This window comes from uncultured Veillonella sp. (assembly GCF_963551295.1).
In the GTDB taxonomy this organism is placed as follows: domain Bacteria; phylum Bacillota; class Negativicutes; order Veillonellales; family Veillonellaceae; genus Veillonella.
The window spans coordinates 19115-37628 of the sequence record NZ_CAUVFT010000014.1 but is presented as its reverse complement, the minus strand read 5'-3'; the positions used below and the strand labels follow the sequence as shown (position 1 = coordinate 37628).

Annotated in this window: 16 protein-coding genes and 1 pseudogene; 1 reads left to right on the top strand and 16 read right to left on the bottom strand. The window is 35.7% G+C overall.

The genetic code is table 11. The features are described 5' to 3' along the window. Window positions 1-13 precede the first annotated feature (13 nt). The 12 genes from RYO55_RS05405 to RYO55_RS05350 form a co-directional block, all read right to left on the bottom strand. Window positions 14-946, bottom strand: coding sequence for a transketolase family protein (locus RYO55_RS05405; RefSeq protein WP_295815020.1), 933 nt, complete (start codon window positions 944-946; stop codon window positions 14-16). Then, complete coding sequence (locus RYO55_RS05400) at window positions 946-1782, bottom strand: transketolase (RefSeq protein ID WP_118091469.1); 837 nt, start codon at window positions 1780-1782, stop codon at window positions 946-948. The genes RYO55_RS05405 and RYO55_RS05400 overlap by 1 nt, the downstream gene beginning before the upstream one ends. Before the next feature lie 33 nt (window positions 1783-1815). Further along, window positions 1816-2916: a polysaccharide pyruvyl transferase CsaB gene (gene csaB, locus RYO55_RS05395; protein WP_118091470.1), complete on the bottom strand. Its 1101-nt coding sequence runs from the start codon at window positions 2914-2916 to the stop codon at window positions 1816-1818. After that, entirely contained in the window at window positions 2909-4951 is a 2043-nt protein-coding gene (locus tag RYO55_RS05390) for a DUF5693 family protein (RefSeq protein WP_314984502.1), read from the bottom strand. Before RYO55_RS05390 ends, csaB begins: the two co-directional genes overlap by 8 nt. A gap of 12 nt (window positions 4952-4963) precedes the next feature. After that, window positions 4964-5659, bottom strand: coding sequence for an LmeA family phospholipid-binding protein (locus RYO55_RS05385; RefSeq protein ID WP_118091472.1), 696 nt, complete (start codon window positions 5657-5659; stop codon window positions 4964-4966). An 8-nt stretch (window positions 5660-5667) separates the two neighbouring features. Continuing rightward, a protein-coding gene (prfB, locus tag RYO55_RS05380) for a peptide chain release factor 2 (RefSeq protein WP_314984500.1) occupies window positions 5668-6775 on the bottom strand; the annotation gives its coding sequence in 2 pieces (ribosomal slippage) (window positions 5668-6717 and window positions 6719-6775; 1107 coding nt in all). Window positions 6776-6895: 120 nt separating this feature from the next. Beyond that, window positions 6896-9331: a preprotein translocase subunit SecA gene (gene secA, locus RYO55_RS05375; RefSeq protein WP_314984498.1), complete on the bottom strand. Its 2436-nt coding sequence runs from the start codon at window positions 9329-9331 to the stop codon at window positions 6896-6898. 218 nt (window positions 9332-9549) lie between these two features. After that, window positions 9550-10077, bottom strand: a complete 528-nt coding sequence (hpf, locus tag RYO55_RS05370) for a ribosome hibernation-promoting factor, HPF/YfiA family (protein WP_101928219.1) — start codon at window positions 10075-10077, stop codon at window positions 9550-9552. A gap of 242 nt (window positions 10078-10319) precedes the next feature. Further along, window positions 10320-10517 carry a cold shock domain-containing protein gene (locus tag RYO55_RS05365; RefSeq protein WP_004693056.1) on the bottom strand — a complete coding sequence of 66 codons (198 nt, stop codon included), beginning with the start codon at window positions 10515-10517 and terminating at the stop codon, window positions 10320-10322. 514 nt (window positions 10518-11031) lie between these two features. Further along, window positions 11032-11757 (bottom strand): amino acid ABC transporter ATP-binding protein, encoded by a 726-nt coding sequence (locus RYO55_RS05360; protein WP_118091533.1) that lies wholly within the window; start codon window positions 11755-11757, stop codon window positions 11032-11034. Further along, the gene (locus RYO55_RS05355) at window positions 11754-12410 is read right to left on the bottom strand and encodes an amino acid ABC transporter permease (RefSeq protein ID WP_314984496.1); all 657 of its coding nucleotides are present in this window, start codon (window positions 12408-12410) and stop codon (window positions 11754-11756) included. The genes RYO55_RS05360 and RYO55_RS05355 overlap by 4 nt, the downstream gene beginning before the upstream one ends. Before the next feature lie 11 nt (window positions 12411-12421). After that, window positions 12422-13228: a basic amino acid ABC transporter substrate-binding protein gene (locus tag RYO55_RS05350; protein WP_118091531.1), complete on the bottom strand. Its 807-nt coding sequence runs from the start codon at window positions 13226-13228 to the stop codon at window positions 12422-12424. A 904-nt stretch (window positions 13229-14132) separates the two neighbouring features. Here RYO55_RS05350 and RYO55_RS05345 point away from each other — a divergent pair. Beyond that, a complete protein-coding gene (locus tag RYO55_RS05345) occupies window positions 14133-14735 on the top strand; it encodes an HD-GYP domain-containing protein (protein ID WP_004693025.1) in 603 nt (200 codons plus the stop codon). A gap of 154 nt (window positions 14736-14889) precedes the next feature. On the opposite strand, the gene RYO55_RS05340 is transcribed toward RYO55_RS05345, so the two are convergent. The 4 genes and pseudogenes from RYO55_RS05340 to RYO55_RS05325 form a co-directional block, all read right to left on the bottom strand. Beyond that, entirely contained in the window at window positions 14890-15399 is a 510-nt protein-coding gene (locus RYO55_RS05340; RefSeq protein WP_308521304.1) for a phosphoribosyltransferase family protein, read from the bottom strand. A gap of 90 nt (window positions 15400-15489) precedes the next feature. Then, window positions 15490-15585, bottom strand: a pseudogene (locus tag RYO55_RS05335) (double zinc ribbon domain-containing protein); the annotation flags it as partial. After that, window positions 15585-17738 (bottom strand): ATP-dependent RecD-like DNA helicase, encoded by a 2154-nt coding sequence (locus RYO55_RS05330; RefSeq protein WP_314984495.1) that lies wholly within the window; start codon window positions 17736-17738, stop codon window positions 15585-15587. The pseudogene RYO55_RS05335 and the gene RYO55_RS05330, both read right to left, overlap by 1 nt. After that, window positions 17738-18502 (bottom strand): shikimate kinase, encoded by a 765-nt coding sequence (locus RYO55_RS05325; RefSeq protein ID WP_314984494.1) that lies wholly within the window; start codon window positions 18500-18502, stop codon window positions 17738-17740. Before RYO55_RS05325 ends, RYO55_RS05330 begins: the two co-directional genes overlap by 1 nt. Between the last annotated feature and the right edge of the window lie 12 nt (window positions 18503-18514).

Below are 18514 nucleotides of genomic sequence, written 5' to 3'. Positions count from 1 at the left end.
GGATCCCCTTTGATTATTTACGAGCGATTACACGTTTTACTGCTTCTACAATGTCATTTGCAGTTAAGCCATATTTTTTCATCAATTCTTTTGGTGTTCCACTCTCCCCAAATGTATCTTGAACACCAACGAATTCCATAGGTACAGGCTTATTAGCTACTACTACTTCGGATACTGCAGAACCAAGACCGCCAATAATATTATGTTCTTCGGCTGTAACAATAGCACCAGTTTCAGTAGCCGCTTTTACAATTGCTTCAGCATCAATAGGTTTAATAGATGCCATATTAATAACGCGAGCAGATACATTAGCTTCAGATAAAGTTTTAGCCGCCTCTACAGCAGGTCCAACCAATGAGCCACAGGCGATAATTGTAACATCAGAACCATCTACCAAGGTAGTAGATTTACCTGGCACAAAAGAATAGCCTTCTTTAGTTACATCATCTACACCAGCACGACCCAAACGAACGTATACTGGGCCGTTATAAGATGCAGCCCATTCGATAACAGCCTCTGTTTCGCGCTCATCAGCAGGTACCACTACGGTCATATTTGGCAATGTACGCATGCAAGAAATATCCTCTAAACTTTGATGCGTTGCACCATCCTCACCAACAGTAATGCCCGCATGTGTAGCACAAACTTTTACGTTTAATTTTGGATAGCATACAGCATTGCGAATTTGTTCAAACGCACGACCTGTTGCGAACATGGAGAAAGAAGATACAAATGGAATCTTACCTGCCGCTGCAAGTCCAGCACCAACAGAAATCAAGTTTTGCTCTGCAATACCTACATTAAAGAAACGTTCTGGGCACACAGCTTTAAATGTATCTGTTTTAGTAGATTTGGATAAATCCGCATCTAGTACGATAATATTAGTATTCTCTTTACCAATGCGAGCTAGCGCATTACCATATGCTTCACGTGTTGCTTTACCCATTATTGCACCCCCATAATTTCATTAACAAAGGCTACACCTTGCTCTTCACTTGGTGCTTTACCATGCCAGCCGGCTTGACCTTCCATCTCTTCAACACCTTTACCCTTTACAGTATGCATTACAATACATGTTGGGCCTTCTGTGAAAGCCTTCGCAGCTTCAATAGCATTATGAAGTTCATCAAAATCATGACCATTAACTTCAATAACATTCCAATTGAAAGCTCTGAACTTTTCTGGAATTGGCAATGGAGAAAGAACTTTAGTAATATCACCATCAATTTGAAGACCATTAAAATCGACAAAAGCTGTCAAATTATTCAGTTTATAAAAGCCAGCAAACATTGCAGCTTCCCACACTTGACCTTCTTCAAGCTCACCATCACCAAGAATAGAGTATACATGGTAATCTGCATTATCAATTTTCCCTGCCAATGCCATGCCACAAGCCGCAGAGATGCCTTGTCCTAAAGAACCTGTAGACATATCTACACCTGGTGTGTGTTTCATATCAGGATGACCTTGTAACATATGATTAATTTTACGTAAGTTCAAGAGTTCTTCTTTAGGAAAATAACCCTTTTCTGCCAATGTAGCATATAGTGCAGGCGCTGCATGACCTTTAGAAAGGACAAAACGATCTCTATTAGGAGCTTTTGGATTTGCTGGATCTACATTCATCTCAACATAGTACAACAAGGCCATCACATCGGCGATGGATAATGAACCACCTGGGTGACCGGATTTCGCTGCCGTTACAGACTGTACAATACCAACGCGAATAGCTTTTGCCTTCTCTTGAACTAATTGTTTAACATCTTGTGTTAATGTAGACATAGAGACCTCACTTTCTGGATAAAATCCAATATATTAATACTCTTTAAGTAATGAAATAGCAATTTCTGCATTACGTTGAGAATCTACACGCAATGCTTCAATACGGTCATAAGATGCTTGATACTCCTCACGAGAATTCAATAATTTATGACACCATTGGTACAAAGCTTCTTCACGCAAATGAGTCATTGTGCCAATCGGCTCTTGACCAATCATATGTAAAAAGCTTGTAATTTTAGGATCATAAGAAATACCAATAACTGGTTTTCCCATTAAGGAACTAAAAACTAAGGCATGAAGACGTATACCAATCATGAGGTCCACATTACCAGATAAGGATACTTGTTGCTCCGTAGAAAACGGGCCTTCTAGGACAATAGCACCATTTGGCATATAACCAGCAATAATCTTAGCCTCTTTTGTATCTTCTGGATGTGACATAGGAATAAAGATAATTTCCACATTATCTTGTTCTTGTAATCGGCTCAATACATTAGCTAAGGCTTCTCTATATTCCGTATCCTCTTTCCAACTGCGAACAGCCACACCAATCCGTTTACGTTGTTCATTAGTAGCAGGCAATTTAGATGTATAGCCCTCAAGAATATGTGCGCCAATTGAAAGCTCTGTCGGTTGCATGGCCAATACAGCATCTGCAGTAACCTCTACATCTTCAATACCCAAAGACTCTAATTCATCTTTAGAAATAGAGTCACGAACTGTGATAGTATCCACAAAACGTAATACAAAGCCAACAGCACGACGTGTAGATGAACGATTTAAAGGGCCAATGCCTTGGGAATAAAGCATTACTTTTTTCCCAAGTAACTTAGCTAAGGCCATAATACTTAAATAGTAATAAGTATTACGAATACTAGTAGCATCTTGTAATAAACTACCACCACCACTGATAACAAGATCTGAATTAGCAATGGCTTTTAAAATACCTAGTGCAGAGAATGTCCCTACAGCATTGATATTATGCTTTTTGCTAGTTTCTTTAGGATTACCAGAAATGACAGTAATATGTGCATCTGCCTCTTCTTTGCGAATAGCATCGATAATGGCACAGAGCATAGCCTCATCACCAGCATTACCAAAGCCATAGTAACCAGAGATAACAATATTACTCATGGTCAACCTCCCTAGCTTGGAACCATTGTGTTACGTACATCATAAAACGTACTGCGATAATAAGAAGCAATCCCAAGAGAGCACCAATCAACAAACCACCATAACCACGCATGATAGACATGAAAACTGGCGTTCTAAGATGACAGAATGTTTCTACCATAGAAGCAATCCCAATAACCCCAGCTAGAGTTAATACAAAATGAATTATTGTAGGCCATTTACGCAAGAAGGCAAAGGTAGCAAGCATTAAAGCAGGATGACCAATAATAAACTCTTTTTCACGAGGTCTTGCATACATCGTATTTTCAAGGAAACGTCGAAGTATAAGTTCAAAGGTTGGTACTGGAACACCTGCGGTGTGACCACTGCGTCCAACAAATATCCATGCAACACCACCAAGTGCCGCCATCACAAAGAATACATAGAACTTAACATCCATAGTTAAGAATTCTACTACAAATTTTTTCGCTTCTTCCTTTGAGTTAATCATGCGACCCTTCCACAATGGGAAGCGTTGTAAGTACGCAATAATAACTAAAATAATCGGAAGTACAAAGGTTAATTTAACACCTCTAAAGATAGCGAATTCCATAAAGAATTTCGTATTGCCCAATAATGATGCGATAAACATAGCACCAATAGCAGCAAATAATGCAGCAATTACAAGATATAACAAGGCAAGCACCGTAGCCTTAATAGCCCCTAGAGGACGGGCCCCATCATAACGGCGCCACTCTTCCATTAAGCGAATCATAGCGCCTACGGGAGCCATAACTGCACTAGATAAAGCCCAGATTTGAGTAATTAACGTACCACTTGTAAGAATAAATACAACAATAGATGCCAAACAAATACCAAAGAAAGCCACAAGTTGAGTATGTTTAGACATTGGTAAAATCATTTGTAGAACATATACAAAAAGTGCGATAGCACCAACCATCGAAATAACTACTAACAATGGATTTGGTGTATAGGCAGGATAGATATCTGCAGGACCGAACTCATAGCCTTTTACAGCTAATTTCTCTGTAGCCATACCAATATAATTTATTGTAGTTTGTAATACGGTTTCATTATTTATACCTGTTTCATACATCGGGAACAAGTTAAAACGAATATTTCGCTCTATATCACTAATGTAAAAACGTTGTGCCGCTTCTTCAGGGGTAATTTTCTTTAACTCCTCTTTAGCGATAGTATACACACGACCTACACTATAATTATTTTTGGCTGCCATTTCCAAGAAACCTTGTTGTGGCTCATACTGCAACTGATTGACAGCTTCGATACCAACTAGTGGAATATGGTTTTTATTTAATAATGCTAATGTTTCATCCGTTAAATTAGGTGCACCAAGAGCTTCTTTACCAGCAAAAATCATCCCTGTTACATGAGGAATGCCTTCAAGTCGTTTAAATAGATATTGAATATCTTCAGATGTTACGTTTCTATAGTTTGTTGGACGAACGATAACATTGAAACCTCGATCTGCAACCTCTTGTGCTTGCAATTTTGAAATACCAAGATTCATCTTTGCATAGCTATCTGCTGTTGCACCATACAATTCAAGAACAGGACCAATACTTGTATTAAGCTCTTTCACCTTGTCCTTGCCAATACGGTGGTATAAATCCTCTCGAATTTCTTTATAATAGCCTTCTTTACCTGAAATTAATGCTACATAAGTCGCACCAGGTTTAATCGCAGCGCCATTAACACGAACAGAGTCCATCTCTTCAGAGCTTAATACTTTAACCTGGCCCGCATCTTTTGCTTTTTCTAACGTGCGATCATAAATAGCAAAAGCAGTCACACCAGCATTACGTAACGCATTAAAAGCTTCTTGTTGACTGCGCTTTTCAAAGGCACTGGCTCGTAAAACTGCATCATAATCTACGATATTTTCAATATGATTTTGAGATTTCTCAATCTGATGGCGTTCAAATACTAAGTATAAGGAAGATAAAAGACCTATAATAATACAAAGTATAAGAATCCATGAGTACTTACTTTTTTGTGTGTTCCGATGATTCACGACAAATCCTTTCTAGTTGAGTACAGGTTTTACTTTAATGAGAATTTCACCATTATCAACAGTTAAACTTTCCGCTTTTACAGGAATTGGAAAATTGTTGAAGTCATAAATTTGAGTACTTTCTAACACATTAGATGTCATTCCAGGAATTGTAGCACCATTTATGGTGAACTTTTTAGGTGAAAACAATAATGTATTGCCCTTTAACTCTAAATTCCCATCTAATTTAACATCCCCTTTAAACACCATGCCTACATTCATTTTGCCGGTTAGGCTAATATTATCTTTACTAATGTCAACTTGTACGTCTTGAATATCACTACCTGCTTCATTACTTAAGAAAGTCGCTAAGTCAGCTTTATTAATAGTCCCATCAATACTAGCATTCCCGACACTAACGATATCAATTTGTTGACTAGCTAATAAAGAAATTGGATTGACAAAGATTTGTTTAGCATCATATCGAAAACTAGCAAAATTCAATTTACCCAGTTTAATATTCTCCAAAGTGCCATAAACACGATCTACCTCACCATATAAAATTTTGAAAGCAGGTTGAGCCTCAACATTTACTGTTTGAGCCGTTGGTTTCAATGTTTCATTTAATTGGCTTTCAATACGAGAGCCAATAAAGGATGGCAATAAAAATTGGGATGCCACTACAAGAGCAATAATTAGCACTAATAGGAATAGTAAAAACTTTTTCATAGTATCTCCTAAATTGTTAAGTTAGCCTCTTTTTTTAAGAAACCTTCGATAAATGGGTCTAAGTTGCCATCCATAACAGCTTGAACATTACCAGTTTCTACACTAGTACGATGATCCTTAACAAGATTATATGGATGAAATACATAGGAACGAATTTGACTACCCCACTCAATTGCTTGGTAGGTACCACCAATCCGTTCTTTAAGTTCAGCTTGCTTTTCGAGCTCTAACTCAAATAGTTTCGCCCGTAACAAACGTAAAGCTTGTTCTCTATTCTGCATTTGAGAACGTTGTGTTTGGCATTGTACTACAATACCTGTCGGCTTATGTGTCATGCGAACAGCAGAATCGGTTTTATTAATATGCTGACCACCAGCGCCGCTAGCACGATACGTATCAACTTGAACATCTTTCATATCGATATTAATTTCCACAGTATCATCGATTTCAGGCATTACATCGACAGCAGCAAATGATGTGTGACGTCGAGCCGCAGCATCAAATGGTGAAATACGAACGAGACGATGTACACCTTTCTCAGACTTCAAGTAACCAAAAGCATTTTCACCTTTAACAAGGAATGTAGAAGATTTTATTCCTGCTTCATCACCAGGTTGTTCATCCATTAACTCGATGGAAAAGCCAGATTTTTCAGCCCAGCGCAAGTACATGCGAATTAACATAGAACACCAATCTTGTGCCTCAGTCCCACCAGCACCGGCATGAAATGTTAAAATAGCATTATTTGCATCATATTCACCACTTAACAATAAAAGTACTTCTTGCTTTTCCAAGGTTTCTTCTATTTGCTTAACATATTCCTTGATTTCATTCTCCATGGAGAGATCATCTTCATCTATAGCCATTTCAAGCATCACATTAGCATCTTCAATATCACTAACAAGTTGCTTATAACTTTCTACAGCATTTTTTAATTGTGTGGCCTCTTGAGAAATCTCACGAGCTTTATCTGGATTATCCCAAAATGTAGGATCACTCATCTGTACATCAAGTGTAAATATTCGGTCTTCCTTTTGAGCGATGTTAAAGTGAATCCCTCATCCCATAAATACGTTCTTCTAAATTAGAAATAATCGGTTTTAGATCTTCTAACAATTTATGTTCACCACCTTTAGTTAATTAGTCTATTACATCAATAAACTATCACCTTAACAAAATAGAAAAATGGCCGTTGCCCAGTGGAAATCCCTTTGAGCAACGTGCCATTCACAAATCTTAATCTATGTTTTGTGGCTCCAACACATCTTCATGATGGGATTGTGCACCTTCTAAGTGATCAACTGGTTCTTCGATTTCTTGAATCAATTGTGCACGAATTTTGTATAATGCCATGATTGTCTCATCTTGAATAGCTGCAATCATGTTTTGGAACATATCAAAAGCTTCAAACTTATATTCTACCAACGGATTCTTTTGACCATATGCACGAAGGCCAATACCTTCTCGTAACATATCCATATTATCCAAATGTTCCATCCATTTATTATCAACAACGCGCAACATAATCGCCTTTTCAAGTTGACTAAACATAGCCTCTCCAAGCATATCAACGCGATCTTGATACTCTTCATGAGCAATTTCTAATAAGCGTTCTAATAAGTCTTGACGACTATATTCTTCCATATCTTGAGAAGACATAATCTCTTCTGTTAAAAAATATTGACTTAAATGTTTATAGAGACCTTCATAATCCCATTCTTCTGGATAGAGCTTTTCATCAGCATAAGCATCTACAGATTCGGTAACAAGCTTGTCAATCATTTCGTTAATTGTTTCACGCAAGGATTCGTTACGTAAAATACGGCGTCGTTGTTCGTATAATACTTCACGTTGTTGATTCATAACATCATCATATTCAAGTACATATTTACGAATATTGTAGTTATGATCTTCTACTTTCTTTTGAGCACGTTCAATAGATTTAGTAATCAAAGAATGCTCGATAGGTTCATCCTCTTCCATACCAAGTTTATCCATGATACCTGTAATATTGTCAGCACCAAAGATACGCATTAAGTCATCTTCTAATGATAAAAAGAATTGAGAAGAACCAGGGTCACCTTGACGACCAGAACGACCACGTAACTGATTATCAATACGACGGCTTTCATGGCGTTCAGTACCCAAAATTGCTAAACCACCTAGTTCAGGGACACCTTCCCCAAGAGTAATATCAGTACCACGACCAGCCATATTAGTAGCGATTGTTACCATTCCCATTTGGCCAGCAGCCGCAACAATTTCTGCTTCTTGTTCATGATGTTTAGCATTCAATACTTTATGAGGTACACCTGCACGCAACAACATGTCTGAAAGTTCTTCAGACTGTGTAATAGATGTAGTACCAATCAAAATAGGTTGCCCTATTTGATGCCGTTCTACTGCATTACGTACTACGGCACGATATTTAGCAGCTTTAGTTTTAAAAATCTGATCTGGCAAATCCATCCGAATTAAAGGTTTATTCGGTGGAATTGGTATAACCTCTAATCCATAAATATCGATAAATTCTTTTTCTTCTGTTTTAGCAGTACCTGTCATACCTGCTAATTTATCATACATACGGAAATAGTTCTGGAATGTGACAGATGCTAAAGTTTGGCTTTCGCGTTCAACTTTCAAACCTTCTTTAGCCTCAATAGCCTGATGCAAACCATCAGAATAACGGCGTCCAAACATCAAACGGCCCGTAAACTCATCAACGATAACAACTTCACCATCTTTAACCACATAGTCAGTATCACGATGCATCATAGCATAAGCACGTAAAGAAGCACCAAGCAAATGATTCAACTCGATATTTTCTGCATCATATAGGTTTTCAACGCCAAGCATTTTTTCAACCTTTGCGATGCCAGAATCTGTAGGGGCAATAGTTTTTTGTTTTTCATCAATAACATAGTCTTCATCTTTTACAAGGTGAGGAACAATTTTAGCCAATTTATAATAATTATCGGTGGAACGTTGACCAGGACCTGAGATAATTAGTGGTGTTCTTGCTTCATCAATAAGAATGGAATCTACTTCATCCACAATGGCATAATTCAATGGTCGTTGTACCATTTGAACAACATCGGTTACCATGTTATCGCGTAAATAGTCAAAACCAAACTCATTATTTGTACCATATGTAATATCACACGCATAGGCTTCTTTACGTTGATTAAAGTCAAGATTAGCCACAATAAGGCCCGTAGAAAGTCCTAAGAAATTATATAAACGTCCCATTTGCTCGCTATCACGAGTAGCCAAATAATCATTTACTGTTACAACGTGTACACCCTTACCGGTCAATGCATTCAAATATACAGGCAATGTAGCTACTAATGTTTTACCTTCACCAGTACGCATCTCAGCGATATTACCATTATGTAGGCAAATGCCCCCCATTAACTGTACATCGAAATGACGCATGCCTAAAACACGTTTAGATGCTTCACGAACTACAGCAAACGCTTCTGGCAATAAGTCGTCTAACGTTTCCCCTTTTTGCAAACGACGTTTAAACTCATCAGTTTTTGCCACTAAGTTAGCATCACTTAATTTAATATAATTAGGTTCAATTTCATTAATATGATCTGCAATAGCACGCATTTTTTTAATTTCTTTTGCGTTATTATTGCCTAATAGCCTTTGTAAAAAGCTTAACAAACAAATCACTCCTCTACGGGACATCTTACATTATTTTATCTAACTTATTATAACGAAAAAGCCTTGAATAGTCAAAGAATTCAAGGCATTTCAAGATTATTTATAGTATTATTTTTGCAAAAAAGGTGGATGACTATTTTAAGTCATCCACCTTAATATAATAATCGGCTGATTTAAAGTAGAAAGGAGTTAGGATTAAGTTCAGCCGACATTATATATTATTGAAGTTCTGGCTCGATCAAACCATAGAAACCATCATGTCTACGATAAACAACATTCATCGCTTCAGTTTCAGCATTAAAGAACATAAAGAAATCGTGACCAATAAGATTCATTTGTAAAATCGCTTCCTCAACATCCATAGGGCGCACAACAAAGTGTTTGCGTTTTACAACTTCAATAGTTTCTTCTTCCACAGGAGCTGCCAAAGCTTCAGGATGGAAAGCTTCTTGTTTTTTGAAACGTTTAGCTAAACGAGTTTTATATTTATGGATTTGACGAACAATTTTATCTACTACTAAATCAATAGCTGCGTACATATCATCGTTAGTTTCCACACCACGAAGAACGATTTTATCAACAAAACATGTAAGTTCAATTGTAGATTTATCTTTTACAACGGATAAAACCGCTTGTGCATTTAACTCATCATCGAAGTAACGAGTCAATTTACTCAATCTTTTTTCGATATATGCTCTTAAGGCATCTGTCACTTCAATGTTTTTTCCTCTAATTGCTACTTTCATAAGTCAACACCCTTTCTAAAAATCATCCACGAGATGCGAGTGTGTGGTATTATATAACCTTATCCCTCGTGTTATATTTAGTATTTCTACTTCCAACTATAAAACTCCTTCTTTTTTATGTAAAAATTTTATATTTTTTGTAGAATTATGAATTAAATTTATATAGAAAATCAAAAAACCCCGATATTATATACTATCGGGGTTCAATTATATGTTGTTTTTATAATTTTTTTGGTATGTAATTACGCTTTAACAACGTTAGCGGCTTGAGGTCCACGGTTTCCATCAACAATCTCAAATTCTACATTTTGACCTTCAGTCAAAGATTTGAAGCCTTCGTCTTGGATTGCAGAATAGTGTACAAATACATCGCTACCGTCTTCACGTTCAATAAAACCATAACCTTTTTCTGCACTGAACCATTTTACTTTACCTAACATGGTAACATCCTCCTAAAAATATATATTGTCTTACTGTCTTGCTCTATATTTGTATCATAACACAGCATGTATAAAATATCAAACAACAATATTTACATTTCTAATGAATATACAAACGCCGAAAACAAGAATATTATTTAATACAAACCTCAACAATCCCTATATCTATATATGCTATAAATAATTATATGCGCCCTATAAATTAATTGTATACTGTTATAATCATAAGAATATATGAATTAAAAATTATTATTTTAAAAAATGACTGTATAAATTATTATTATATCACAAATATTTATAGCAATAATCGTGTTTTTTAGATTAATCTACACTTTAAATCTTTATACAAGCTCTTTATAATTAATAAATACAGCCTAAAGGTTATCAAATATATTAATAGATATTAAGCTATACATATATAATAAAAATTTATATAAATAAATAGGTTAAATTTAATGTAAAAAAACAGGAAGCAATTTCTAATTCTAGAATTTGCTTCCTATAATATCATTAATTAATCTATTAAAATTTTGTCTAAAAATGATTTTGTTCTTTCATTTGTAGGAGCATCGAATACTCGTTCAGGTGTATCATCTTCTAAAATCAAGCCACCATCAACAAATAAAACTCTATCCGCTACCTTTTTCGCAAAGCCCATTTCATGGGTAACGATGACCATCGTCATACCTTCCTCAGCTAAAGACTTCATTACATCTAGTACTTCGCTAACCATTTCAGGATCAAGAGCTGAAGTAGGTTCATCAAAAAGCATTACTTTAGGTCTCATAGCTAAAGCACGAGCAATAGCAACACGCTGTTTTTGACCACCTGACAAAGAATCAGGATATGCATTGGCTTTATCCGCCAAACCTACTCGATCAAGTAAAGCTTGACCTATCTTCTTAGCCTCTTCCATAGATGTTTTACGAACCTTAGTTTGTGCTAAGGTAAGATTTTCCATAACCGTCATATGTGGGAACAAATTAAAATTTTGGAATACCATTCCTACTTCAGCACGAACGTCATTTAACTTTTTCTTATCAGAAAGATCCATACCATCTACGATAACCTTACCAGATGTAGGTTCTTCTAAGTAGTTCATAGTGCGCAGTACCGTACTTTTACCAGAACCAGAAGGACCGATGATTACAACAACTTGACCTTGTTCAATATGTAAATTAATACCTTTTAGTACTTCATTTTTACCAAAAGATTTATGTACATTTTCTAATTTAATCATTTAATGCTATATTTCCTTTCAAGATATCCAACTAATTGTGAGATAGTCACTGTCATAATAAGGTAAATCACAGCAACCGTACCCCAGATTTCAAAGGATGCATAGGTTTTAGCAATGATTAATTGACCACGACGTGTCAACTCCTCGAAGCCGATAACAGAAACTAAAGAGGAATCTTTCAGCATGGCAATAAATTCATTCCCTAACGGAGGAATAATTGCTTTAAAAGCTTGAGGCATAATGATGTAACGCATAGTTTGTCCCCAAGTTAACCCAAGAGAACGACCAGCCTCCATTTGACCTTTATCAATAGATTGAATACCAGCACGGAAAATTTCAGATACATAAGCACCAGAGTTAATACTACACGCGGTAACAGCCGCAATATATGGATCAATCCGTTGACCTGTAATTATAGGTAAGGCAAAATAGATTAGGAAAATTTGTACCAGTAGTGGTGTACCACGAATGATATCTACATAACATTTCGCAAGCAATCTAACTAATTTAAATTTAGATAAATTTGCTAAAGATACTAAAAGACCGATAAAAAAGCCACAACCCACAGACATGGCTGTAATTTCTACAGTCACTAGAGCACCTTGTAGTAAAAGCGGTAAGTTATCCGCAATTAACCCCCAATTAAAACTCATGATCTCTCCTATTATTTAAATTCTAAAACCACTGGCATATCAGTAGGTGCATCTACATTAAACCATTTTTTATATAATGTATTAAATTCACCATCTGCCTTCATATCAGCAATTGCCTTATTAATTTGTTCTTGCAATTCTTTATTTTCTTTATTAATTGCTAAGCCCAAATATTCTTTAGTATTTGGATATGCCATAAATTTAATATGTTGGTCAGGATGCTTAGTACTGTAATATTGAGCTACAGGTAAATCGATTACAGTTGCATCAACACCACCATTCTGTAATTCTAACAAAGCTTCATTGCTATGGTCAAATTCTTTTACAGTAGTACCTTCAATTTTATGAGCTAAATCTGCACCAGTAGTACCTAATTGGGCTGCAATTTTTTTACCTTTTAAATCATCAAGAGAGTTCACAGCCGTTCCATCTCTATATACTACTGCTAAAGCATTTTCATAATAAGGAGAAGAAAATAATACTTTTTCACTTCTCGCTTTTGTAATGGTCATACCAGATGCAGCAACATCAATATCATGTGTATTCAAAGCTGGAATCAAAGCATCAAAAGCTACATTTTTTAGCTCTACATCTTTATTAATACGTTTACCGATCGCACGAATCAATTCAATATCAAAACCTGTATAATCTTGAGATTTTTCATCTTTAAACTCAAATGGAACAAATGTAGCATTAGTACCAACGACAAGTTTATTAGATGTAGGTTGATTAGAGGAACCACAACCACCAACTAAAGAAGCCGCCATCACTAACATACAACCGCCAACAATTAATTTTTTTAATTTGCTATTTAACATATTATCAACCTCATTATTCTAACTTACTACTACTTTATAATAGTATATAGACTTAGTATAATTATGTCAATAATTTTGTATATAAATTTCAATATTATCGCAAAATCCCTGTATTCATATTTTAATTTTATACATAGCATGCATAAATATTACTCCTATGTATAAAAAATTTCCCATGATTAGTGGTTTTTTATAGATTTTATAATATACAAATGTATAAAAAGAAAAAGCACATGAGAAAATCCTCATGTGCCCTTATACGGCTGACCTGGTCTTTGCCCCCACACTCGCCTGCTGGAGGGTTCGCTCATAAGTCTGAGACTCCCCACTACTACCTCTCTCGGTTATACCGGCAGGACTTACACCTAAGCCGCACCATGCTCACAACCCTTTGGGCTGCTTATGTGGATCGTTTTGCCTGCGACTGGCCTCGACTTTCAACCACAGACCCGTATAGACGTATTATAAAGAATAACAGAATTCATGTCTAGTTTTACTATGATACTATTAAAATTAATGTATGTAGTTAAGTATCTCTAAAAAATATTTACCAAACATAAGATCGAAAAATTCTTAGACCAATGAGAATAAATTTTGCAACCCTTAATTTTGATGTATAGAAAATTGGAATAGTAAACCTAAAATATTCTTCATATTATTTTAATATTTCTAAAATCACTTTTTTTAAGTACCATATCTAGTGGGTTCTTAAAATGTCAATTATTTTTTGTATGCCAAATATGAATACAACATATATGTAAGAACATACGTATCATACACAAAAAATTATTTATGGTGTATAATTTGTATACTGTTAAATTAGAACGGCCTAAAGTTGTACGATATGAACATAAGTACGAGGGGTTGTACCATATGTTCTATTTGTTAGTTAGAGGGGTTTATTATGTTTATGTTATCATTGATGCAACCATCAGGTTTGTATGAACTGGAGAAAGATAGTTTAGAAGCCATAAGCGCACAACTTTTGCAGATGATACAAATGAAAAGCTATCATCTTTATACACATTCTATTCAGGTTTCAAACTATGCTGTTAGCATCGCAGCTAAAATGGGTTTACCATTAAATGAAATCGAACAGATTCGTCACGCAGCTCTACTTCATGACGTAGGTCTATTAATGGTACCTAATGCATTAATCCAGAAATCTCCATATCTTAATAAGCAAGAAATGTCTAAGTATAAACAACATGCTGCAAGTGGAGCCAATATGATTGAAAACTATCCTTGCTGCCAACAAATTTTACCTTATATTCGTTACCATCATGAAAAATGGGATGGCTCCGGTTATCCTAAACATCTACGTGGTGCTAATATTCCATTGGGAGCTCGAATCATTGCTGTAGCAGATTACTATGATACAACAGTTAATCCTTCTACTGAATTTTGGGCTAAAACAAAAGCTAAAGCAAAAGAAGAACTTTTTAGTGCGTCCGGTTCTCTCTTTGATCCAGATGTTGTTAAAGCATTTATTGATGTACTTGGCTAATATGTTAATTAAGCGTTCACCCTCAGGTGAACGCTTTTTTATATACTAAGTTAACTATTTCTTCTAGAAACATTATCGCCATAATTTGATATGAATACATTTTATAATGCTACTATAAAATCAAATATTATATTCCTACATTTAATAGTAAAGATTAGAAACTACCACTAGCTAGCGTAAGGGCATCAACGCGTAAAGCGTTATGCTTTTGTAAGACTTTTGCTACGGCTTCAATTGTAGCACCTGTAGTATATATATCATCTACGATTAAAATATTCTTATTTGTCAAATCAATATCCTTGTAATCAGCACATATAACAAAGGCATCATCAATATTTTGATGTCTTTCTTTATTTGTTAATCTCCACATATCTCGAGAAGTATCAAACTTGTATATACAATCTAACCATTTAAAGTTTTTTCTATTTATTTCCCATAGAGAATGAGCCCATTCAAGAAAAAATAAATCTACTTGATTATATCCCCTCTTAGCTTTTTTCTTTTTGCTAGAAGGTACGGGAACAATATAATCATACATTATTTTACAAATACTATTTTCAATGTTAGGCTTATTATATTTCATGTAAAAGTTGTACGATACTAAAAAAGGAGCGGCCCCTTTGGACTGCTCCTTTTTCTCATTAAATTTTACATCGTAAATCATAGACTTTAGACCACCACGATATTCGGCCAGTACACATACATCATCTACATAGTGTAAAAATTTATGTGGTACATGGCGAATATGTAATAGATCGGTAAAACAAGCTTTACACCAATCCCCCTGTTTTGCTACGGGTGTACCACAGTGAGGACATACCGGTGGAAATAGGAAATCCCAAAGACTCATTACGAATCACATCTCCCTTGTAGTCGTTCTTTAAACAATGTATATCTCTCATCGGCATTAACAGTGCGCACAGCACGTTCAACTGCGCTCGTAGTACCGACAATAATTACTTTACGTTTTGCCCGCGTAACAGCAGTATACAACAAATTACGTTGTAACATACCACCATAGCGTGGAACAAATGGAATAATAACTACGCCATATTCGCTACCTTGGCTCTTATGGACCGTTATAGCATAAGCAGGCATAATCATATGAGCTTCATCGATTGGTAGGCGAACCTCTTTATGAATAAATCGGATATAAATATCAGTCCGTGTAATAGCGTAAATAACACCAATTTCACCATTAAAAACTTCTAACTCATAATCATTGAGAATTTGAATAACCTTGTCCCCAACGCGATAAGTAATGCCATTGACACGAGTTTCTCCCTTGTAGCTATCTGGAGGGTTTACGGCTTGTTGTACATATTGTGATATCAATGTACTACCTGCTTCACCACGGCGCATAGGAGAAATAATTTGAATATCTAATTCATCCTCTAAAGTTTCTTGTTCACGTTTATATACATCAATGATGGCTTTCATCATCATGTCATAAGATTTAACAGGAATAAAAGAAAACTCTTCGCTCACACCTTCTAGGTTAGGCATTTCACCACGGTTAATTGCATAAGCACTTTCAACGATAGTATTGCCAGAGCTTTGACGATAAATCTGGTTAAGTCGTGTATAGGGCACACAATCACTATCTAATAAATCTTTTAATACAAATCCAGCACCTATAGGTGGTAATTGATCTACGTCACCCACAATAATGACATGAGCTTCCTTAGGAATGGCCGCCATTAAAGAATAGAATAGATGCACATTAAGCATAGATGCTTCATCGATGATAATGACATCTATATCAAGTGGATCATCTTCATTCTTTGTAAAGTCATAGGAGTCACTACCTTGAACAGGTACCAATAGACGATGAATTGTAGTAGCTTCAAACTCAGTAGCCTCGGTCAAACGTTTTGCAGCACGTCCCGTAGGAGCACAAAGTATAATACGCCCCAGTCCACCAAGTTGAAAACCTTTTACTAGCGCCTTAATAATAGTTGTTTTACCTGTACCAGGACCACCCGTTATAAGAGAAAACTTTTCAAAAAATGAGAGCTGTATAGCTTCTTTTTGAGCATCACCAAAGGTAATGTAGTTGTCTCGTTCAAACTTTTCAATAAAACTAGGAATATCTAATGATATTGGATCTGCTTGTAATAAAAGCTCTCGTGTGTATTGAACTCCTTCCACTTCAGAAACATACATCTCTGGAGGGTAGATATATAAGATATCTTCATAATACGTACTATACAGTGCACCTTGTTCTAGAAGGCTTTCAATAAAATTAGCAATATCATCTACATCAGTTTGTAATAGCTCATCTAAGCGACCGATAAGTTGATCTACGGGTAAGCATGTATGACCTTGATTATCTAAACTGCGTAAAATCCATTCTAAACCAGCCTCTAAACGGCGTGTATCACTGCCAGTGATGCCTAAATGTTCGGCCAAAGTATCGGCCGTACCAAAGAGCATATCTGGAGCTACACGTAACAAGATATAAGGATTATCCTCTATAACTGCAACTGACTGCACACCATAATAGGTATATACAATACGACTCCATTTCGATGAAATGTGATGACTTTCAAAAAAATGATTTAAATCGGATAAAATACCTTCACCAAGTAAGGTATTAAATAATTCATCCTTAACACTCTTTCGAAGACCTGGAACATCTTTAATCTCTTCTGGACGTTCTTCCCGTAAAATTTCTAAAATACGAATCCCAAAATACTCTAGTACCTTCTCTACGGATTTTTCACCAAAACCTTTTATGCCTAAATTTAACAAATAGTTCTTGGCAGCACCCATATTATCAGGTTTTAACTTTTCGACACTGCTCGCATCAAATTGGCGACCGTACTTTTCATGTTCTACATAGCGGCCCCGTACTTCAATGTCCTCCCCTTCTTTAGGAGACTCAAATTTGCCAGTACAAGTAATGTATTCCTCATTATAATCTTTCAGGATAAACACGCAATATGTACGTTGTGTATTCTCATATATAGTTCGGTATACAAATCCTCGTATGGCGTCCATTATTTCTCCGTATTAGGCAAGGCTTCAATAATTTCTTGCACCGCATCGGTAATGCTGCCTTCGTTACCAATTTTGATATGTGCCACTGCTTCGTATAGAGGGTATCGTTCTTCATATACATTAAAAATATATTCAATACTTTCTTTTACAAGCGGACGAATCTCAAGATCCAAATCATCTAAAATATGATTTACATCGCGGTTTACGAATACAACAAGACCATTATTTCTCATCAATTTAACAGTTTTATCATAGGTAACAGTACCGCCACCTGTAGCAATGACAGATGGTTTATTATGAATTAATTCTTTGATTGTACTATATTCATATTCACTGAAAGCATCTTTACCATCGTAAATATAGATATTTTGAACGGATTTACCTACTTTGTCTTGAATCGTTTGGTCTAAGTCAAAAAAATCTCGCCCCAACTCTTTAGCTAGAACTTTACCAACAGTAGTCTTACCTGCGCCAGGCATACCAATAAGGAAAATATGCTTATGCATGTGTTCTTTCAAGAATTCATTACTCATAGAAACGACAGTTTTTATATAATTTTCAACATAAGGTGCTAAAACTTGATCTTTACAATTTTGAGTATGTAAAGTAACGATGCTATCATCCCGTTCTTCATCAATAAGCGGCAAATGATGTTCATCCTTATATTTACCAATTTCTTTAATTAATGTGAGTCGTTTTTCAAACTCCGTAACTAATACAGAGTCAATACTATCTATTTGTTTTCGAGCTTCTTTAATATCCATGAGAACCCCCTT